The organism is Planomonospora sp. ID67723 (genome assembly GCF_015711605.1).
Lineage (GTDB): Bacteria > Actinomycetota > Actinomycetes > Streptosporangiales > Streptosporangiaceae > Planomonospora_A.
Genome location: NZ_JABTEZ010000002.1, coordinates 2,022,567 through 2,041,793, shown reverse-complemented (window position 1 = coordinate 2,041,793; position 19,227 = coordinate 2,022,567). Strand labels below are relative to the sequence as shown.

Annotated in this window: 22 protein-coding genes; 10 read left to right on the top strand and 12 right to left on the bottom strand. The window is 71.5% G+C overall.

Annotated features, from left to right (window positions below; all coding sequences use genetic code 11):
• Positions 1-21 precede the first annotated feature (21 nt).
• Positions 22-468: an NYN domain-containing protein gene (locus HS041_RS21605; RefSeq protein WP_196442448.1), complete on the bottom strand. Its 447-nt coding sequence runs from the start codon at positions 466-468 to the stop codon at positions 22-24.
• Between the two features lie 107 nt (positions 469-575).
• Between HS041_RS21605 and HS041_RS21600 the strand changes: the two genes are divergently transcribed.
• From HS041_RS21600 to HS041_RS21585, 4 genes are all read left to right on the top strand, one after another.
• Complete coding sequence (locus tag HS041_RS21600; protein ID WP_196442447.1) at positions 576-1,364, top strand: hypothetical protein; 789 nt, start codon at positions 576-578, stop codon at positions 1,362-1,364.
• A gap of 71 nt (positions 1,365-1,435) precedes the next feature.
• Positions 1,436-2,539, top strand: a complete 1,104-nt coding sequence (locus HS041_RS21595; RefSeq protein ID WP_196442446.1) for a hypothetical protein — start codon at positions 1,436-1,438, stop codon at positions 2,537-2,539.
• A gap of 200 nt (positions 2,540-2,739) precedes the next feature.
• Positions 2,740-4,209 (top strand): hypothetical protein, encoded by a 1,470-nt coding sequence (locus HS041_RS21590; protein ID WP_196442445.1) that lies wholly within the window; start codon positions 2,740-2,742, stop codon positions 4,207-4,209.
• Positions 4,206-5,519, top strand: coding sequence for an AAA family ATPase (locus tag HS041_RS21585; protein ID WP_307845398.1), 1,314 nt, complete (start codon positions 4,206-4,208; stop codon positions 5,517-5,519). The genes HS041_RS21590 and HS041_RS21585 overlap by 4 nt, the downstream gene beginning before the upstream one ends.
• 52 nt (positions 5,520-5,571) lie before the next feature.
• Here HS041_RS21585 and HS041_RS21580 read toward each other — a convergent pair whose 3' ends face one another.
• On the bottom strand, positions 5,572-6,522 hold the full coding sequence (locus HS041_RS21580; protein WP_307845397.1) for a helix-turn-helix transcriptional regulator: 951 nt from the start codon (positions 6,520-6,522) through the stop codon (positions 5,572-5,574).
• A gap of 101 nt (positions 6,523-6,623) precedes the next feature.
• Between HS041_RS21580 and HS041_RS21575 the strand changes: the two genes are divergently transcribed.
• Positions 6,624-8,006, top strand: coding sequence for an MFS transporter (locus tag HS041_RS21575; RefSeq protein ID WP_196442444.1), 1,383 nt, complete (start codon positions 6,624-6,626; stop codon positions 8,004-8,006).
• Between the two features lie 42 nt (positions 8,007-8,048).
• Here the strand turns inward: HS041_RS21575 and HS041_RS21570 are convergent, their stop codons facing one another.
• Both HS041_RS21570 and HS041_RS21565 read right to left on the bottom strand, forming a co-directional pair.
• Positions 8,049-9,026: a GNAT family N-acetyltransferase gene (locus tag HS041_RS21570; RefSeq protein ID WP_196442443.1), complete on the bottom strand. Its 978-nt coding sequence runs from the start codon at positions 9,024-9,026 to the stop codon at positions 8,049-8,051.
• A gap of 66 nt (positions 9,027-9,092) precedes the next feature.
• On the bottom strand, positions 9,093-9,593 hold the full coding sequence (locus tag HS041_RS21565; RefSeq protein WP_307845396.1) for a hypothetical protein: 501 nt from the start codon (positions 9,591-9,593) through the stop codon (positions 9,093-9,095).
• Positions 9,594-9,803: 210 nt separating this feature from the next.
• Between HS041_RS21565 and HS041_RS21560 the strand changes: the two genes are divergently transcribed.
• The 3 genes from HS041_RS21560 to HS041_RS21550 are packed head-to-tail and all read left to right on the top strand — an operon-like array spanning position 9,804 to position 11,137.
• Positions 9,804-10,355: a TetR/AcrR family transcriptional regulator gene (locus tag HS041_RS21560; RefSeq protein WP_196442442.1), complete on the top strand. Its 552-nt coding sequence runs from the start codon at positions 9,804-9,806 to the stop codon at positions 10,353-10,355.
• Positions 10,352-10,663: a DUF4031 domain-containing protein gene (locus HS041_RS21555; protein ID WP_196442441.1), complete on the top strand. Its 312-nt coding sequence runs from the start codon at positions 10,352-10,354 to the stop codon at positions 10,661-10,663. Before HS041_RS21560 ends, HS041_RS21555 begins: the two co-directional genes overlap by 4 nt.
• Positions 10,664-10,687: 24 nt before the next feature.
• A complete protein-coding gene (locus HS041_RS21550; RefSeq protein ID WP_196442440.1) occupies positions 10,688-11,137 on the top strand; it encodes an ATP-binding protein in 450 nt (149 codons plus the stop codon).
• On the opposite strand, the gene HS041_RS21545 is transcribed toward HS041_RS21550, so the two are convergent.
• From HS041_RS21545 to HS041_RS21530, 4 genes are all read right to left on the bottom strand, one after another.
• Positions 11,102-12,538: a WS/DGAT/MGAT family O-acyltransferase gene (locus HS041_RS21545; protein WP_196442439.1), complete on the bottom strand. Its 1,437-nt coding sequence runs from the start codon at positions 12,536-12,538 to the stop codon at positions 11,102-11,104. The genes HS041_RS21550 and HS041_RS21545 overlap by 36 nt on opposite strands.
• Positions 12,539-12,541: 3 nt before the next feature.
• On the bottom strand, positions 12,542-12,697 hold the full coding sequence (locus HS041_RS21540; protein ID WP_196442438.1) for a hypothetical protein: 156 nt from the start codon (positions 12,695-12,697) through the stop codon (positions 12,542-12,544).
• Between the two features lie 194 nt (positions 12,698-12,891).
• Complete coding sequence (locus tag HS041_RS21535; RefSeq protein ID WP_196442437.1) at positions 12,892-13,797, bottom strand: Sco1979 family transcriptional regulator; 906 nt, start codon at positions 13,795-13,797, stop codon at positions 12,892-12,894.
• Between the two features lie 107 nt (positions 13,798-13,904).
• Positions 13,905-14,150 carry a DUF397 domain-containing protein gene (locus HS041_RS21530; RefSeq protein ID WP_196442436.1) on the bottom strand — a complete coding sequence of 82 codons (246 nt, stop codon included), beginning with the start codon at positions 14,148-14,150 and terminating at the stop codon, positions 13,905-13,907.
• A 286-nt stretch (positions 14,151-14,436) separates the two neighbouring features.
• Here HS041_RS21530 and HS041_RS21525 point away from each other — a divergent pair, with 286 nt between their 5' ends.
• Positions 14,437-15,258, top strand: coding sequence for an SAM-dependent methyltransferase (locus tag HS041_RS21525; RefSeq protein ID WP_196442435.1), 822 nt, complete (start codon positions 14,437-14,439; stop codon positions 15,256-15,258).
• Positions 15,259-15,265: 7 nt separating this feature from the next.
• Here HS041_RS21525 and HS041_RS21520 read toward each other — a convergent pair whose 3' ends face one another.
• On the bottom strand, positions 15,266-15,901 hold the full coding sequence (locus tag HS041_RS21520) for a hypothetical protein (RefSeq protein WP_196442434.1): 636 nt from the start codon (positions 15,899-15,901) through the stop codon (positions 15,266-15,268).
• 17 nt (positions 15,902-15,918) lie between these two features.
• Here HS041_RS21520 and HS041_RS21515 point away from each other — a divergent pair, with 17 nt between their 5' ends.
• Positions 15,919-16,131 (top strand): hypothetical protein, encoded by a 213-nt coding sequence (locus HS041_RS21515; RefSeq protein ID WP_196442644.1) that lies wholly within the window; start codon positions 15,919-15,921, stop codon positions 16,129-16,131.
• A gap of 20 nt (positions 16,132-16,151) precedes the next feature.
• Here HS041_RS21515 and HS041_RS21510 read toward each other — a convergent pair whose 3' ends face one another.
• The 3 genes from HS041_RS21510 to HS041_RS21500 form a co-directional block, all read right to left on the bottom strand.
• Positions 16,152-17,087 carry a cation diffusion facilitator family transporter gene (locus tag HS041_RS21510; RefSeq protein ID WP_196442433.1) on the bottom strand — a complete coding sequence of 312 codons (936 nt, stop codon included), beginning with the start codon at positions 17,085-17,087 and terminating at the stop codon, positions 16,152-16,154.
• 59 nt (positions 17,088-17,146) lie between these two features.
• Positions 17,147-17,476: an ArsR/SmtB family transcription factor gene (locus HS041_RS21505; protein WP_196442636.1), complete on the bottom strand. Its 330-nt coding sequence runs from the start codon at positions 17,474-17,476 to the stop codon at positions 17,147-17,149.
• Between the two features lie 133 nt (positions 17,477-17,609).
• Complete coding sequence (locus tag HS041_RS21500; protein ID WP_196442432.1) at positions 17,610-19,226, bottom strand: methyl-accepting chemotaxis protein; 1,617 nt, start codon at positions 19,224-19,226, stop codon at positions 17,610-17,612.
• Position 19,227 lies beyond the last annotated feature (1 nt).

The window sequence follows — 19,227 nt, the reverse complement described above, 5'->3', positions numbered from 1 at the left end:
ATCGCGGTGGGGCGCGGGCGGTCAGGCGGCCAGGTCCAGGGGGATGACCTGGCCCGCCGTACGGCGCAGGCGGTAGCTGAGGGCGTCCGGCCGCGAGACCACGACGACCTGGACCCCGCGGCGGCGAAGCCAGTCGGCGAGTTCGGTGAAGATGCCGTCACCGGAGCCGATGATGACGCGCTCGAACCGGTCGTCGAGGTGGTCGAACCGGATCACCTCACAGAGCGCCTCGTCGGCGCCGTCACGGCCGGAGCGGACCAGGATCTGGATCCCGGCCAAGGCGAGGCCGACGGTGACCAGGGCCCCGTGGTTGACGGCGGCGACGTATTGGTCCATGCCGCTGGCGGGGACGCGCTTGCGATAGTGGTCCATCATCGTGACGACGTCCGAGGTGGCGGGGCGCGGGGCTCCGACCAGGTTCTCCACGTCCAGCAGGTGAACGGACCGGCCCTGCGAGATGTTACGCATTGCGATGCCCCCTTGCCTCAGCGCTACCACCACATGGCCTGCACTTTAATGCTGGAAATCGCTGGAATTCAAGGGAGACACGTGGAACTCCTGTTACGATCCGGGCCGTGAGTGAATCACTGGACGCGCTGGAGCGGCGGATCGCCGAGCTCCGCGCCGAGGTGCGGCGGGCCGTCAAAGCGCGGGACACCGCGCGGGCGCGAGTGCTGCGCGGGGATCTGCGCCGGGCCGAGCTGGCCTGGGACGAGGCGATCACGGCCGGGGATCCCGCCCCCTCTCCTGCGTTCCCGCGCGAGTCCGAGGCGTCGCTGATGCCGATCCGGGAGCAGGTGCACCAGGCTCTGGTCCTGCTCGGCGTGCCCTCGGCGGCGAAGCTGATCGTGGCGGTGAACGAGGCGTTCTTCTCCGGGGCGTTGCGGGGCCCGCAGCTGACCAGCCTGCGCCGGGACGAGGAGCGCTCCTTCCGCGGCGACCCCTACGCCAGGCCGTACTACCTGTGCGCCGCGCTGACCGACCGCCTCTCCCCGGCGCGGGGCCTGCTCGCCGACAGCACCTGGCCGCTGGAAGCGCGGGTGGTGGGGCCGCTGAGCCCGCGCGTCGACTACCTCACCGCCGCCATGCGCATCGCCGAGCACCTGACCCGGCTGGCCGATCCGCCTCAGGGCGCGGTCCGGCTGCTGTCGCGGATGGCGCAGAACATCCCCGGCGGAGCCGAGGGGTTCGCCCCGGTCGACCCGCTGACCGTGATCCGCGCGGCCCGGGCCGAGCTGGAGGTGCACCTTCCCGCCGACACCGCCCAGCGGGCCGAGGTCGCGGCGCGGGCGGGCGGGCAACTGACGGACGCGGAGTGCCTGTTCGGCGCCTCCGCGCTGAGCACGCTGAGAGGGGCCTGTTAGATGGACGGGCATGTGCTGACACGGCCCGCCCGGACGGGCGGGCAGGCCGCCGGCCGGGGCGGGGGCGTCCGGTGAACCGGGCGCTGGAGGAGCTGCGCGGGCCGGTGCCGCCGCGCGCGCACGACGCCCGTGCCATCGCGGCGCTGGCCGCCAACCCGGGGTGCGCCCGGCGGGCGGTTCTGGACGCGGCCGGGGTGGACAAGGACGGTACGGCCCGGCACCTGGGTTTCCCGGCCCCCTTCGGCCAGTCGCAGTTCGCGATCACCCGCGGCAACGTGTTCGAGTCCCTGGTGAAAGAGAACGGCTGCGCGGAGCTGCTGCGGCTGCTGAGGGAACTGCTCGGGCTGCCGATCGCACAGGTCGGCTACCAGGACGTGGAGAACGTCGGCTCGCACCTGCGCGCCTCGCACACCCGGACGCTGATCGACCGGGCCGCCAGGGAGCGCGACGACAGCGCCGTCTTCTACGACCATCCGCTGCTGAGCCTGGAGATCGCCGGGCACACCTCGTACCTCGAGCCGGACGTCCTGGCCTTCCAGCTCGGCGGGCGCTTCCACATCGTGGAGATCAAGTCGTTCGCGGTGATCGACGGCCAGGCCGAGCCGGAGAAGGTGGCGGCGGCGGCCCGGCAGGCGGCCGTCTACGTGCTGGCGTTGCGGGCGCTCATGACGGATCTGGGGCATGACCCGGAGCGGGTCTCCCATGACGTGGTGCTCGTCTGCCCGGAGAACTTCGCCAACCGGCCGGTCGCGGCGCTGGTGGACGTTCGGCGGCAGCTCGCGGTGCTCAGGCGGCAGCTGGTGCGGATGACCCGCGTCGACCGGCTGCTGGAGGGGCTTCCGCCCGGCCTGACCTTCTCCCTGGAGCCGGACGCCGAGGGCACGCCGACCCGTTCCGCGGGCGAGCTGGCCGAGGCGCTGTCGCAGGTCCCGGCCAGATACGCGCCGGACTGCCTGTCGACCTGCGACCTGTGCATGTTCTGCCGGGACGAGGCCCGGGGCTGCGGCTCGACGGACCTGCTCGGCCGCCAGGTCCGCGACCAGCTCGGCGGCGTGTCGGGGATGGCCGAGGCGCTGGGCCTGGCCGAGGGAACGGTGGAGCCGGCCGAGGACCAGCAGGAGGTCGCCCGCCTTCTCCGTCTCGCGAACCGCCTGCGGGAGGAGTGCCTCACGTGAGTGAGCGGAGCGAACGAGCCATGGACACAGCAGCATCGCGAACGCGGCCGACGGAGGAGGCCACGTGAGTGAGCGGAGCGAACGAGCCATGGACACAGCAGCATCGCGAACGCGGCCGACGGAGGAGGCCACGTGAGTGAGCGGAGCGAACGAGCCATGGACACAGCAGCATCGCGAACGCGGCCGACGGAGGAGGCCACGTGAGCGCGCTGACGGCGCTGGCGCAGTTGCGGGCGGTGCGGGACGGGGTGGCCCAGCCGATCACGACGGTGCGGCACTGCCATGTCTCGGACCGGCCGCTGGTGTTCGTCCCCCTCAAGCTCGCCGGTGAGGCGGCCGCCCCGCTCGGGGCGATGGTCGGCACCGATCCGGGGCACCCCCGGCTGCTGGTGGTGCCGCAGCCGCGCAACCGGGACCTGCGCTTCGCCTTCGCAGGCGAGCTGGCCGAGGTGGTACTGCCGTACGTCGAGGGGTTCGGGAAGACCACCGAGACGGTGGAGAAGAAGGGCGGCGAGCCCTACGAGCGGTGCCTGGACGCGCCGCAGATCCTGGTGCCGAACCGGCCCGCGGTGGCGTTCACCGGGCTGCTGGGCCGGTCCACCCGGTTCCGGCGGGCGGACGGGCCGTACCCCGTGCATCCGTCGGTGCCGCTGCTCGGCCGGTGGCTGACCTATTTCGCCGACCGGTCCGCGCAGCCGGGATCGTCGCTGCTGCTGGCGGCGACCGAGGCGCTGGGGTCGCACTGGGCGACCGGGCAGAGCGGGCTGGAGAACGCCAATCTGGCGGCGCTGCTGGGGTGGATCGACCCGCCTGCGGGGATGGACGGGCGGCGGGCGGCCGAGGAGGCGGAGGATCCGCTGCTGTGGCCGCCCGCGGGTCCTGCGACGGATCCGGGGTTCGACAACGAGGTGCTGGGCCCGGCGATCCGGGCGTACGAGGAGGCCCCGACGGCGCGGGCGGTGGAGCGGATCACCGAGGCGCTGCGGACCCAGCTGGAGCCGACCTGGCGGCTGGTGTGGCGGGCGGTGGAGCTGCTGCGGGCGCTGCCGGAGGGGTCCCGGGTCAAGGATCGCTGGGACGTGGACCGGGGATCGTTCACCCGGTTCATGGAGCGGATCGCCGAGGGCGGCCCGCCGCAGGCGAGGCGGGACGGCGCGGTGAGCGCGGCGGCGCGGCTGGCGGGGCTGGAGCGGGCGCGGGCCGCTTACGACGTGCAGCGGGCCTACGACGATCCGCTGGTCATGGCGGAGTACCGGCTGAGCGGTGAGGCGTTCGCCGGGGTGGTGACGGCCGCCGAGCCGGAGCACTTCGAGGGTGAGGGCCGCTCGCGCAAGCTCCGGCCGCTGGTCACGGTGCGGACGGACGATCCGGTACGGCTGGCGCCCGGCACCGCGTTGGGGAGCCCGGACCGGAAGGGCCACGGCGCCGAGGTGGTCGAGGTGGCGGGCGGCGAGATCGTCTTGAAGATCACCAAGGGGATGGGCCGGGGCAGGACCCCGGCTCCCGGGGCGGTCCCGGAGCCGGGTGAGCGGGTCTGCTACACCTCTCTGACCGACGACTTCCAGACGTCGGCCGCGCTTCCCGACCCGGAGCAGACGCCGTGGACCCACGGCGGTCCGCCGGAGGAGTACGTGCCCGATGACGACGACGCGCAGGAGGAGTGGGCGTGACGCTCAGAGTCGTGGAGCCGCTGACCCCGCAGCAGGAGGCGGCGGCCGTGGTGTCGGACGTGCTGGCGGACCTGCCGCGCCATCGCGGCGTGGTGGTGGACTCCCCGCCGGGAGCGGGCAAGTCCACGCTGGTGGTGCGGGCGGCCGGGCACATCGCGGAGACGGACGAGCCGCTGATGATCGTCGCGCAGACCAACGAGCAGGTCGACGACCTGGTGGACCGGCTGGCGGTGGAGCACCCCGATCTGGCGATCGGGCGCCTGTCGGCGAGCGGGTACATCACCCCGCCCAGGATCCTCGCGCATGCGAACGTCTCGGTGGCGGGCAAGCTGCCGGATCTGGGCGACCCGGCGGTGGTGGTCGCCACTGCGGACAAGTGGGCCTGGATCGGGGACCGGAGCTGGCCGTGGGCGATCGTCGACGAGGCATACCAGATGCGCTCGGACAAGCTGCTGCGGATCGCCTCGCTGTTCGAGCGGGCGCTGTTCGTAGGTGATCCGGGGCAGCTGGACCCGTTCTCGATCGTGGACGGCGACCGGTGGGCGGGGCTGTCGTGGGATCCGGTGCAGAGCGCGGTCTCGGTGCTGCTGCGGCACAATCCGGATCTGCCGGTGCACCGGCTGCCGGTCTCGTGGCGGCTGCCGGCGTCGGCGGCGCCGGTGGTGTCGGAGGCGTTCTACCCGTTCACCGGGTTCCGGTCGGGGACGAGGCACACGGACCGGGCGCTGGAGCTGACGGTGAACGGCATGCGCACCTCCTACGACCGGGCGCTGGAGGAGGCGGCTGCGTCGGGCTGGGCGCTGTACGAGCTGCCGAGCCGGCACACGGTGCGCACCGACGCCGAGGCGGTGCAGGCCGTCGCGCTGCTGGCCGTACGGCTGCTGCAGCGGGCGCCGGTGGCGCACTCGGAGCGGGGCAGCCATCCGGTCACGGCGGACCGGATCGCGATCGGCGCGGCCCACCGTGACCAGGTGGCGGCGATCCGCGCGGCCGGGGTGCCGCCCGAGATCACGGTGGACACCGCCAACCGGCTGCAGGGCCGGGAGTACGACGTGACGATCGTGCTGCACCCGCTCTCGGGGCGGCGCGACGCCACCGCGTTCCACCTGGAGTCGGGGCGGTTGTGCGTGCTGGCCTCCCGGCACCGGCACGCGTGCATCGTGGTGGCGCGGGCGGGCATTCCGGAGCTGCTGGACGCCCATCCGTCGGCGGAGCCGGTGCAGTTGGGCGTGCCGGTGAAGTTCCCGGACGGCTGGGAGGCCAACCAGTCGGTCCTTGCCCACCTGTCCAAGCACCGGGTGACGCCCTGAGGACGGCGCGGAGCCGGCCGGCGCAGGGCCACGGGGGCCCGCGGCGCACCGCTCAGTGGACGTGGTCGGGGACCGGGGCCTCCCTGTTCGCGCGGAGCCAGGCGATGCGCTCGCGGCTCTCGTCGTCGGCGGGCGTGTAGACCGCCATGCGGGTCTCCGGAGGTGCTGCCAGGGTCATGCTCGTCGAGACGGTGCGGATCAGCCCGGCGGCACTGTGCCGGAAGATCTTCATGCGGTTGCCTGGCCTGGCCACGTCATGGGTGGCCCACATCCGGGCGAACTCGGGGCTCGCCGCCGACAGGCGGCGGACGAAGTCGGTCCAGGCGGGTTCGCCGAGGTGCCGGCCGAATCCGGCGCGCAGGGTGGCCACCATCTGCGGCATCTCCTCCTCCCAGTTGACCACCGGGTTGCAGCAGTCGCGGCCGGTGAACAGCTGCCAGAGGGCGTTGCGGGTGACGAGCGGCTGCGTGGTCAGGTTGGGGAACATCCACTCGAAGGTGTCGTTCCAGGCCAGCAGGTCGTAGCGGGCGTTGTAGACCGCGGCGGGGATCGGATCGAGCTGGTCGAGGATGAGCTGCGTCTCGGGTTCCAGGCTCCGGCATCCCCCGGTCTCGGTCAGTTCGGGCACGTCGGCGAGCCGGTAGAGGTGCTCGTGCTCGACCGGGTCCAGCCCGAGGGTGCGGGAGATCGCGTCGAGCACCTGCACGCTGACGTTGATCGGCCGTCCCTGCTCCAGCCAGGTGTACCAGGTGACGCCGACTCCGGCGAGCTGGGCGACCTCCTCACGGCGCAGGCCGGGGGTTCGCCGGCGCAGGCCGGGCGGCAGGCCGACGTCGGCGGGGGTGATGCGCTCGCGGCGGCTGCGCAGGAAGGCGGCGAGTTCGGTACGGCGCGCACGCGGCCGGGTCTCGATCCGGGACGCGGTCGCGGCGCTCTGCCGCGCCGTACGGCGGCCGGCCTGGGGGGAGGACGCGATCCGGAGATCCGGTGGGGGCACGGTCACCTTCCCATGCTGGCCGACGGACGGCTCGCTTGCCAGGTGCTGGCGGTACCAGGATCAGCAGGCTCTCACCACCCGTACCCGCGTGGTCCCAAAGTCGTCGTATGACCACGATCTCCACCTCCGCCGGGGCTCCCGCGGCGCTGCGTGTGCCCTGGCTGCTGCCGGTCCTCCTGGCCGGGCAGTTCATGGCGATCCTCGACGTCTCCATCGTCAACGTCGCCTCTCCCGTGATCCGTTCCGACCTCGGCGCGTCCGGCTCGGAGCTCCAGATGATCGTCTCCGGCTACACCGTCGCCTACGCCATGCTGCTGGTGACCGGTGCCCGGCTCGGCGGCCGGTACGGCGGGCGGCGGCTGTTCCTGTCCGGTCTCGCGGCCTTCACGGTCGCCTCGCTGGCCTGCGGCCTGGCGGTCTCGGCCGGGCAGCTGGTCGCCTTCCGGCTGCTGCAGGGGGCGGGGGCGGCGCTGATGGTGCCGCAGGTGCTGAGCATGATCCAGACGAGTTTCGAGGGGGCGGCGCGGGCCCGGGCGCTCAGCCTCTACGCCGCGGTCATCTCCGGGGCCGCGATCTCCGGTCAGGTACTGGGCGGGGTGCTGGTCTCGGCCGACCTGTTCGGCAGCGCGTGGCGGCCGGTGTTCCTGGTGAACGTGCCGATCGGGCTCGGCCTGCTGGCCGCGGGGGCGCGCCTGCTGCCCGCCGGTGGGCGCGGTGTCCACCGGCCGCTGGACCTTCCGGGTCTGGTCGTGCTCTCGCTGGCGGTCAGCCTCCTGGTGGTGCCGCTGGTGTTGGGGCACGAGCAGGACTGGCCGCTGTGGGGCTGGGCGGCGATGGCCGCGAGCGCGGCGATGGCCGGGCTCTTCGTGCTGGTGGAGCGCAGGGCCTCCGCCCCGCTGGTGCCCGCGCGGGTACTCCGCGCGCCGGGGGTGCTCCCGTCCGCGCTGGCGGTCTTCGCGACGATGGCGACCTACGGCGGTTTCCTGTTCGCCGTCGCCCTGCACCTGCAGGGACGGCTGGGTGACAGCCCCATCGAGGCGGGCCTGACGTTCCTGCCCATGGGCGTCGTGTTCGCCGTCGTCAGCCTCAACTGGCAGCGGGTGCCCGAGCGCCTCCGGCCCCGGATGATCGTCGCCGCGTTCGGCGTCGCGGGGCTCGGCTATCTCGGCCTGTCGCCGGCGCTCGGCGGCGGCGGGCACGGCCAGCCGCTCCTGGCCGTCGTGCTGGCGGTGACGGGCGCCGCCCTGGCCTGGACGTTCAGTCCCGTGCTCGCGGTCGCCCTCGCCCGGGTCACGCCTTCCGACGCCTCCGACGCCAGCGGGTTGTTCGTGATGGTGACCCAGCTGGGCCAGGTCGTGGGGGTGGCGACGTTCGGGACGCTGTACCTGAGCCAGGGCTCGATCACGGGCACCGCGGCGGCGCTGGCGGTCACGGCGCTGGCGGCGGGGGCGTGCGCGCTTCCGCTGCTGCGGGTACGGCTCTCGCGCTGAGCCGTACCCGCGTGCCGGGGGCGGGTCTCCTGTCTGCCGGGGTCAGACCGTGCGGCGCCAGACGTCGATGGCCAGCACCTGGCGCATGCCCACCGACAGGTACAGGTCCAGCGCGGGGGTGCTGTTGTTGGCGTCGACGTGCAGGTAGGTGCCGGCCCTGCCGCGGCGGGCGTCGGCGGCGAACGCCGTGCGGAGCATGAACCGGCCCAGGCCCCGGCCGCGGAAAGCGGGCAGGACGGCGAGCTGGCGCACGTAGCCGCAGTTCTCGTCGCCGGCGAACATGTTCGTGCCGAGCAGCATGGCGGCGGGCTCACCGCCGACGTGGGCGACGGTCAGTTGCGCCCAATCGGTGGTGCTGGAGGCGTCGAGGTCGGCGAACCACTCGTCGAAGCCCTTGGGGGTGAACCCGAAGTGTTCGGCGAAGCCGGCCTGCTGCACCGCGTGGCCCTGGCGGCGTACCTCGTCGGTGAGGCCGCTGTGCAGGGTGACCCCGGCCGGGGTCACGGGCTCGGCGACCGCGCCCTCGTGGTCGACGAGGAGCCTGATGAAGCTGGTGGCGGCGGTGAAGCCGCGGGCGGCGGCCACGGCGCGCTTGCCGCTGTCCTCCCGGTAGAGGCCGATGTCCAGGACGGCGTGGTCGTGGCCGAGGGCGGCGGTGATCTGCGAGGCGCGCGCGGTCACGGTGTCCCAGAGCCGGCCGGTGAGGGCCTGGGCGTCGGGGTGGACGACCACGTCGATGTCCACGTTGTCGCTGTCGCCCTTGCGGCGGGCCCAGGCCCAGGCGACCAGGCGGCCGTCGGCGTCGTGGACGAGCCAGCCGTCGTTCTCCCGGTCGAAGGCGGGGTCGCCGAGTTCGTCGATGACGTCGTCGAGGGTCATGTCCGCCTTGCCGATCACCTGTGTGTCGCACAGGGAGATCAGCTCGTGGATGGCCTCGGCGTCGTGCGCTGAGGGCCGCCGGGTGAGGTACCCGGCGGCGATGGTGGTGCTGGCCGTGATGCTGGCCGTGGTGCTGTCCATGGCCCCAGCGTGTCCGGTGCGACTTGGGGCCGGCTGGGTCGCGACTTGGCGATCGCTTCAGGTGCCTCAGTCGAGGGCGGCCGGGACGGGGGCCCTGACCGCCCCGTCCTGGTCATCTCCTTGGCCGCTGCCCTGGTCACCGGCCTGTTCGGGGCCGCCGCGCAGCGGGATCTCCTTGATGAAGGCGGCCAGCAGCGGGACCACGACGGCGAACGGGATCGCCCACCAGAACACGCTGGAGATCGAGGTGGCCAGCGACTCCAGCGAGATCAGCGTGAAGTTGCGGTTGCGGAACAGGCCGAGCGGCATGATCGGTTCGGCCGCGCGGCGCTCAACGGGGACGAACAGGGCGAGGGTCACCACGGCGAGGGGGACCAGGCCGAGGATCTGCGGGGAGCCCCAGTCGTACTCGTTCCCGCCCCAGGTGGTGATGAGGACCAGCGCCGTGATGCCGGCGGAGAGCAGGGCGGCTCCGAGCCAGTCGATGCGGTGCTCGGTGCGGAGCTTGAGCAGCTTGAGCTTGGCCGCCAGCAGCGCCAGAGCGATGAACCCGATGGGCAGGTTCACGTGTCGAGCATGGCCAGGATCATCGCCGGTATCAGGCCGGGCAGCACTACCATGACCTCGCGCCGCCGTGCCGGCCTGGCTTCGGTCTCCGTCACTTCGGTCCCCCCATGAAGGATCTTGCTTACTTGCCGACCGGCAAGTTTGAGATATGCTCGGAATGCAGGCGGCTTACTTACCGGTCGTCAAGTAGATTTCGCCACGAAGGACACCATGAAGGATCAGGCCGACACCCGTACGCGGATCCAGGAGATCGCCCTGAAGCTCTTCATCGAGCAGGGCTACGAGGCCACCTCGCTCCGCGAGATAGCCGAGGCGCTCGGTGTGACCAAGGCCGCCCTCTACTACCACTTCAAGACCAAGGACGACATCGTCGCCAGCCTGGCGGAGAACCGGCTGCACGCCGTCGACGACCTCATCGCCTGGGCCGGGGAGCAGCCGCGCACCGACGAGACCCGCCGCGAGCTGCTCCGCCGTTACGCCGACAGCCTGCACCGGGGGCGGCACCACGAGATCATGCGGTTCTTCGAGCGTAACCAGACCGCACTCAAGCACCACCCCGTGATGGAGAAGACCCGCGAGCGCATGTTCGACATGCTCACCTTCCTGGCGGAGCCCGGCGATCCGGCGGCCGTCCGGCTGAAGAACTCCATGGCCCTGTTCGCCCTGCACGCGGCCTGGTCCCTGCTCAGGGACGACACGCTGACCGACGACGAGCGCAGGGCCGCCGCGCTGGAGGTCGCGACGGAGCTCGTCCGGCGGTGAGCGTACTCATCGATCCCCCGAACTGGCCGGGCCCGCGCGGTCTGCTCTGGTCCCACCTGGTCAGCGACGCCTCCGTGGAGGAGCTGCACGCCTTCGCCGCCGCGCTGGGCGTGCCGGCCCGCGCCTTCGACCGGGACCACTACGACGTGCCCGAGACCGTCTACGAACGGGCGCTCGCCCTGGGCGCCGAGGCCGTGTCCTCGCGCGAGCTGGTCGCCCGGCTCATCGCCTCCGGCCTGCGCAGGCGTAAAACTCGTCCCCCAATCGTTACGTTCCCGAATACGGAGGCCCCCTCAGGGCAGGTTTAGGGGCCAGCCGTGAAGGAGGGGACTGTGGAGGCCACTATCGCGTTGCGCCTGCCGCGTGACGCCGCGAGTGTTCCGGTCATCAGGCAGATGCTGGACTCATCGCTCAACGCCTTGGGCGTGCAGCGACAGATCCGCGAGGACATCCAACTCATGCTTTCCGAGGCATGCTCAAATGTGATCAAACACGCTGCGGCCAGCGACGACTACATGGTGCGCACCGAGCTCTGCCACGACCGCTGCGTCATCAAGGTGGTGGACGCCGGGAAGGGTTTCGACTTCACCGGCGCCCACGAGGCTCCGCCGGGCGCCGAGTCCGGCCGGGGTTTGCAGATCATGGAGGCGTTGGCGGACAAGATCCATTTCGACCGGCGAAAGGAGCAGGGCTCCATCGTCTGCCTGGAGAAGGAGCTGCGCTTCGACAAGGACGCGCCCGGGGAGTCACTGCTGCTCAACGATGAGCTTGAGTTCCGTTAGGGCGTCGTTCAGGTAGTCGGTGAGCGCCCACACGTCGGGCACCATCTCCCGGCAGGCGACCACGCCGACGTCCAGGGAACCGTCGTAGGAGAACACCGTGATGTTGACGCCGCCGCTGGCATCGGTGATCACCGAGACGGGGTGGTAGGACAGCAGCCGCGCGCCGCACACGTAGAGGGGGAGCTGCGGGCCGGGGACATTGGAGATCACCAGGTTGATCGGGCCCGCGGTCCCGGCGAACAGGTTGAAGGCCGCCCGGGCGGCCAGGCCGGTCAGCGCCGCCGGCATCAGGTCGCTGACCTGCTGGAGCCAGCGGGCCGGCGCGAGCGACGAGCGGTCCTTGATCCTCTTCATGGCGTCCCGTACGGCGTGCAGCCGCTCCACCGGATCGGCGACCTGCGTGGCCAGCGTCGTGATCATTATGGTCACCTGGTTGCCCGCGTCCTGTTCTCCCGGCATGCGAAGCGAGAACGGCACCCCGGCGACCAGCGGCCGGCCGGGCAGGGCGTCGTGCTTGAGCAGCCACTGCCGCAGCGCCCCCGCACAGAGGGTCATCACGACGTCGTTCACCGTCACCCCGAAGGCGTTCTTGACCTGCTTGACGTCCGCCAGCGGCAGCGCGGTGAAGGCGAACCTGCGGTGGCCGGTGATCCTTCCGCTGAAGGGGGTGCGCGGAACGGTCAGCCGGGGCAGCGCGGGCACCGGGTCCCCTCCGGTCAGGCGGTGGGCCAGGCCGCGGGTCAGGCGGGAGACCAGCCCGGCGCCGGGTACCTGCGAGACCACCGGGATCTCGTCCAGGTGCGGGACCGCCCCGGCCAGGAACCTGACGGTGTTGGCGGGGTTGGCGACGGCCCTGGCCACTCCCCTCGCGATCATCTCCCCCGTGCCGATCCGCTCCTCCTTCCCGGCGGCGGGCATCGGCGGCGGCCCCGAGGGTTCCGGTGAGGTGTCCAGCAGCGCGGCGAGCACGTCGGCTCCGGTGATGCCGTCAACTGCGGCGTGATGGACCTTGGTGTAGAGGGCCATCCGGTCGCCCGCCAGGCCGTGGATCAGGTACATCTCCCACAGCGGGCGACGCCGGTCCAGGCGGCGGGCGTGCACCCGGGCCACCTGTTCGCCCAGTTGCTCGTCGTTGCCCGGGGCGGGCAGCGCCAGCTCGCGCACGTGGTAGTCGAGGTCGATCCTGGGCTCCTCGGCCCAGTACGGGTGGTCCAGGCCGAACGGGACCGTGACCAGCCGCTGCCGCAACGGCGCCGCGACGTGGAGGCGGTGGGCCAGCAGGGAGAGCAGGTCCCCCCGGGTCAGCCCGCCGTCCAGGATCGCCAGGCCGGCGATGTTCGCGACGTTGGTCGAGGTCTCGAAGTTCAGGAACTGCGCGTCCACCGCGCTGAGCTGCCGCACCGCTTACCTCCACCGGACCTGTCCGTCATCTCTCTCCCGGCCGGTGGCCAGGGCCATCACCACGAGCGCGAGGAGAGCGACCACGGAGATGACGAGCACCGCCAACCCGGCGAGCCCAAACACGATCATGATGACGAAGATCTCCATGACCAACCGCACCGAAGAACTTTGCCCGGATTATCCCTTCGCTATGCCGTTTCGTGGCGAGCGGCAGGAACTTCTCACCTCGGTGCTCCCCTCCCGCCGCACTGCGCGCTTCGAGGTCGTTTCCCCCGCCACGCTTCTTTACGCTGTAGATTCTTGGCGGGATCCAGCGGAAGGCGCTCCGGACCGCCGTTTCGCGGCCCGGGCCGCTACAGCTCGTCTCGGATGCGGGTGAGGATTCCCCTGGTCTCCGAGGGCGGTTCGGCCTCGATGCACAGGCGCTCCATCACCTCGAGATAGCGGTCCACGTCCTCGGGCTTGTCCAGGTAGACCGCACTGGTGAGCTGCTCCAGGTAGACGATGTCGGGCAGGTCGGGCTGGGCGAAGCGCAGGACGCTGAAGGGGCCTCCGGCCGCCGCGTGTCCGCCGATGCTGAACGGCGCGATCTGGACGGTCACGTTCGGCAGGTCGAGCGCGCGCAGGAGGTGGTCGATCTGGCCGCGCATCACCTCGGCCCCGCCGAGCGGGCGGCGCAGCACCGCCTCGTCCAGCACCGCCCACAGGTGCGGACCCTCGGGGGCGCGCAGGAGCTCCTGGCGGGCCATGCGCAGCCCCACCCTCCGCCGGATCTCCTCCTCGGGGGCGTCCGGGAAGCCGAGCAGGACCACGGCGCGCGCGTAGTCCTCACTCTGCAGCAGGCCGGGAACGAACTGGACCTCGTAGTTGCGGATGACCGTGGCGGCCGCCTCCAGGCCGACATAGGTCTCGAACCAGCTCGGCAGGACGTCGCCGAAGTCGTGCCACCAGCCCGGCTGGTTGGCCTGGCCGACGAGCGTCAGCAGCGCCGCGCGGTCGTCTTCGTCGTTCACGCCGTACAGTGTGAGGAGATCGGCCACGTCCCGCACCCGGAAGCCCACCCGGCCGTGCTCCATCCGGCTGATCTTCGAGTGGGAGCCGCGGATCGCGCGGCCCGCCTGGTCGAGGGTGATGTGCCGCTGCTCGCGGAGCCGGCGGAGCTGGGTGCCGATCATGATCCTCAGCACCGTGGAGCTTCCCCTCGGCTGGGTCATCGGGACGGGGCCGGTCGGCTCTCCGTGAGCGGGGGATGCGGTCATCTGTGGTCCTCACACGTGAAACGTGAACCTCTGCTCACGTATTGTGCCCGTCGCAACCCTTTACGGTACTAGGGTCATACCGTATCCGCTATATAGAACTTTATTCTTCAATTACCTCCGATAGTCAGGTCGTCGAAATCGCCGTCCTTCACCCCGCGGACGAAACTCTCGAAGTCACTCCGGGTGTAGACCAGGGCCGGCCCGTGCGGATCGCGGGAGTTGCGTACGGCCACGGCCCCGCCGGGCAGCGCCGCCAGCTCCACGCAGTTCCCACTGGGGTTGCTGAAGCGGCTCTTGCGCCAGACGGCCGCGCCGAGCAGGGCCGCCGGCACGCCGTTCCGGGCTTCGTCCATTCTCGCCCCTCATCACGATCGGACAGAAAAGCGGACTTAGTACGAGCTTCCGTACAGATGCACGTGCAGCCGTACTTGCATCCAGATATCCTCGCATGTACGGTCCCCGCAGGGATCATTTCCATCGGAGAAACCTCGCCGGTCCCCGTCTCCGACGAGTCCCCTCATCCCTGTCCCGGCCTGCCCGATCTCGTGAGCCTCCGAGAATCACCGGCCGAAATACTCACCCATGTACGGCGAAAGCGGATAATCTCCTTAGGAAGCGAAGCTGCCGGACGGAGAAGCGATGCCGCCGCCGAGACCGGAACGGGCGAAGTTCGACACCACGGTCCCGAACGAGGGACGGATCGCCGACTACTTCCTCGGCGGCAAGGACAACTTCGCCGCAGACCGCGCGGCCGCCGAGCACGTCCTGTCCATCGCCCCGGAGTTGCCCGCGCTGGCGCGCGAGGGCCGCCGCTTCCTCGCCCGGACGGTCCGGTTCCTCGCCGCGGAGGCCGGCGTCCGGCAGTTCGTCGACATCGGCTGCGGACTGCCGACCCAGGGCACCGTGCACGAGATCGTCCACTCCGCCGCCCCCGGCGCACGGGTGGTCTACGTCGACAACGACCCCATGGTCGTGACCCACGGCCAGGCGCTGCTGCAGGACGACCGCCTGACGGCGGTGGTGGAGGCCGACGCGCTGGATCCCGCCCGGATGCTCGCCCACCCCCGGCTCTCCGAGATGATCGACCTCGAACGGCCCGTGGCGATCCTGCTCTTCGCCCTTCTGCACAACTTCCCCGACGACGACCTGGTCGCGCAGATGATCACTCACCTGCGCAAGGCGGTCGCGCCCGGCAGCTATCTGGCCTTCTCCCACGCGGTCTCCGACCTGTGCCCGGAGACCACCGCGCGGCTGGCCGCCGTCTACCAGGCGCAGGGCTCGATCGCGGGCCCGCCGCGCGGCAACCTGCGCACCAAGGGCGAAGTCGAGCGGCTCTTCGACGGGCTCGACTTCGTCGAGCCCGGAATCGTCTACATCCCCCGCTGGCGCCCCGACGGAGCCGTGCTCCACGGGCCCGACTCCGTGTGGGTGGTCGGCGGGGTCGGGCGCACGACCCGCTGACCCGCATTCACGTGATCTTGACGGTGATCTCCCCGCCGAGCCGGAAGCCGTCGCTCAGCTCCAGGTCGTCCCCGCTCCAGAACCGGCCCGGGTCGTACCAGTTCGGGCGGCGCCCGCCGGGCAGCAGGCCCATCGCCTCGTAGGTGACGGCCACCACCTCGGCGCAGTAGGCGCTCTCCAGCGCGCTCTCCTCACCGCCCCGCTTCAGCAGCCGCGGCAGCCGCCCGCGCATCCACCGCCCCGCGAGACGCGCCGTGGAGGGGAACGGCGTGCCGTCCAGGCGGGCGATCGTCCGCAGGACGGCCCCCTCCATCTCGGCGGTGACCTGCGGCTCCAACTGGCGCAGCCAGCCGCGCTGGCCGTACCGGTCGGCCCAGACGCGCACCGCCTCGCGCAGGTCGTGCAGCTGGACACCGCGCTGGTGCGTCCCCGTCCACATGTCGGGCAGCGAACGGCCGAGCTCGGCGTGCCACATCAGCGGCGGCATGTCCTCGATGACGACGGACATCCCGACGTGGTTGACCGGGCTGTTGGTCATGGTCTGGATGGCCCGGTCCGGTACCGAGCGTCCCCGGAACAGCCACACGTCGCCGGTTCGCGTCAGGTTCAGCGCCTCGTCCAGGCCGATGCTCGCAGCGGGCATTCCCCTACTCTAGGGACATGCGCTGGTGGAAGATACTCGGCCTGGCAGGTGTCGCGGGCGTGGCCGCGACCGGAGTGGTGGTCGCCCGGGCGGAACGGCGCCGCCGCGCCTACACCCCCGAGGAGATCCGGGAGCGGCTCCGTGCCCGGCTGGAGGAGGCCTCGCAGAAGGAGGGGCGGGAGGACGGGGAGCCGGACGCGGCAGGCGGTCCGGAGCGCGACGCCCGCTGAGGGAAGCCGGCGGGGGCCGCTCAGGCGTGGGCGGGCTGCTCGTGCTGGACGTGGGTGGGGGGTTCGAGCTGGAAGGTGGAGTGCTGCAGGTCGAAGTGGCCGCTCAGGCACTCCTGCAGGGCGTCGAGCATCTGCGGGGCATGGCCGTCGGCGAAGCACTCCTCCTCGACCACCACGTGCGCCGTGAGCACCGCCATGCCCGAGGTGAGGGTCCAGGCATGCAGGTCGTGCACCGCGCGCACGTGCGGCACGCCCATGATGTGGGCGCGGACCTCGTCCAGGTCGATGTGGGCGGGGGCGGCCTCCAGCAGCACGTTGACGGCCGAGTGCAGCAGTTTCAGCGCGCGGGGCACGATGAGCAGGCCGATCAGCACGGCCACGATGGAGTCGGCGCGGGTGAAACCGGTGAGCTGCGCGACCAGGGCGGCGGCGATGACGCCGAGGGAGGTCAGCGCGTCGGTCGCGACCTCCAGGAACGCGCCGCGCATGTTGAGGCTCTCGCCCTGGACCCGCACCAGCAGCAGCATCGAGACGAGGTTGCCCACCAGGCCGATCGCGCCGAACACGAGCATGGAGCCGGTGGCGATCTGCGGCGGCGCGGCGAGCGTGAGCCGGCTGACCGCCTCGTACAGGACGTAGGCGCCCAGCCCGAACAGGACGGCGGCGTTGACCGCGGCGGCCAGGATCTCCGCGCGGGCCAGGCCGAAGGTCCACTTGGCGGTGGCGGGGCGGGCGGCGAGCGTGATGGCGACCAGGGCCAGCGCGATGCCGGCGGTGTCGGTGAGCATGTGGCCGGCGTCGGCCAGCAGCGCGACGCTGCCCGACAGCAGCGCGCCGGCCAGCTGCGCGAGCATGACGCTGCCGCTGATGGCCAGCACCCCGGCCAGCCTGCCGCGGTGGCGACCGGCATCGGTGAGATGGCCGTGACCGTGACCGTGTGCGTGGTTGGCGCCCACAGTGATTCCTCCTTACGCGGATCGGGGACGGGAAAGCTCAGGCCGGGCCGTACCGGCCGTCAGTCATGGCTCTCCCCCGACGCCCGCGCACAGGTCCGGTCGCTCTCCATCGCCACCACCGCGGCGCGAAGGTCGTCCAGGGCGTGTCCGAGCCGGGCGTCGGCCAGCTCGTAGCGGGTGCGCCGGCCGACCGGCACGGCGACGACCAGGCCGCAGTCACGCAGGCAGGCCAGGTGGTTGGAGAGCCGGGTCCGGGAGATGCCCAGCGACTCGGCCAGGTCGGACGGGTGGGCCGGAGCCTCGCGCAGCGCGAGCAGCAGCCGGCAGCGGATCGGGTCGGCGAGGGCGCGGCCGAACCGCGCCAGCACCTCGACCTCGGGAGCGATCATCAGCACGCCTCTACAGTACACAGAATCCTGAATTCAGGAAATCCTGCATCAATGAGGCGGCCTCCGCCGCGGGAACGGTTGTCGTCCCCGCGGCGGAGGCCGCTCATGTGTCCGCTCTCCGTCCGGGCCGGTGTCAGTAGCGGAAGGAGGAGGCGATCTCCTGCAATGCGTCGGACATCGCGGCCAGCTCCGCCGAGGCCTGCCGGGTGGACTGAGCCTCTTCGGTCGTGACCGCCGCCGTCTCCGCCACGTCGGTGATCGCGGCGGCGATCCGCTCGGAACCGCCGGCCAGCTCGGTGACGCTGCGGTTGATCTCCTTGCTGGTGGCCGACTGCTCCTCGACCGCGGCGGCGATCGTCGACTGGATCTCCGACACCCGCTCGACGATCGCGGAGATCTCTCCCATGGCCTCGGTCGCCCGCGCGGTCTCCTCCTGGATCGAAGCGATCTTGGAGATGATGTCCCCGGAGGCGCGGGCCGTCTCCTGGGCCAGATCCTTGACCTCTCCGGCCACCACCGCGAAGCCCTTGCCCATGTCGCCCGCCCGCGCCGCCTCGATGGTCGCGTTGAGCGCCAGCAGGTTGGTCTGCTCTGCGATCGAGGTGATCGTCTTGATGATCTGCCCGATCTCCGCGCTCGCCTCGCTGAGGTGCCCGACCGTCTCGGAGGTCGCCCGGGCGCTCGTCACGGCCTCGCCCGCCACGCTCGCCGCCGCGCTGGTGCTGCGGGCGATCTCGTCGATCGCGGCGTTCATCTCCTCGGCCGCCGCCGCCAGGGTGCTGACGTTCGTCGACACCTCCCTGGCCGACTGCGACACCTCGGCCGCCTGCCCGCTGGTACCGAGCGCCTGGGTGTCCAGCCGCTCCGACAGCGAGGCGAGCTGCCGGCCGGAGGTGGTCAGGGATCCGGCACGCTGGCCGACTCCCGTCAGCGCCTCGCGCATCGCGACGGTCGTCTGGTTCAGCGCCCGCGCCATCTCCGCCATCTCGTCCCCGCCCTCCTCGGGCAGGACTCCCGACAGGTCGCGCCGGGCCAGGGTGCGCAGCCCCTCGGCCACCTGCTGGGCGGGGCGCACCACGCTCGCGGTGATGAGCATGGTCAGCACCACGGCGACGAGCAGCGCCAGCGCCACACCGGCCAGCATCATCGTGCGCGACTCGGCCGCGACGTTCTCGGCCTCTTTCTGGGCCGCGTCCGCACGGGTCTTCACCGAGTCGATCAGCTTGCTCGTCGCCTCGAGGATCTTGTAGTAGGCGTTGTAGCCTTCTCCCACGATGAGGGCGTTGCCCTCCTTGGTCCCGGCGTCGCTGTCCTTCCTGAACAGGGTCACGACCTCGGCGTCATAGTCGAGGAAGACGCGGAACTGCTCGGCGATCTCCTCGAACAGCGCCTTCTCGCCCTGCGACAGGTACTCCGTGTGCACCCCGGCCAGGTCCTTCTCCAGCGCGGCGGCCGAGTCCAGGAAGCCCTTGCGGTTGGGCGAGTCGTCCTCGGTCGCGGCCGTGCCACCGATGAACGGCACATCCCAGGCGTAGGCGACCTGCCATCCGCTGACGTCGGCGTCACGGAACTTCAGCTCCATGACCTCACGGGTGAGCATCTGCATCTGGCCGACCTGTTCGGTGACCTGCCGTTGCCTGTTGGACTGGTGCACGCCCACGGCCGCCATGCAGGCCAGCATCGCGAACATGAGTCCGAAAGCGGTGAGCAGCCGGGTGCGGAGACGGACCCCGCGGAGCAGGGCGATCATT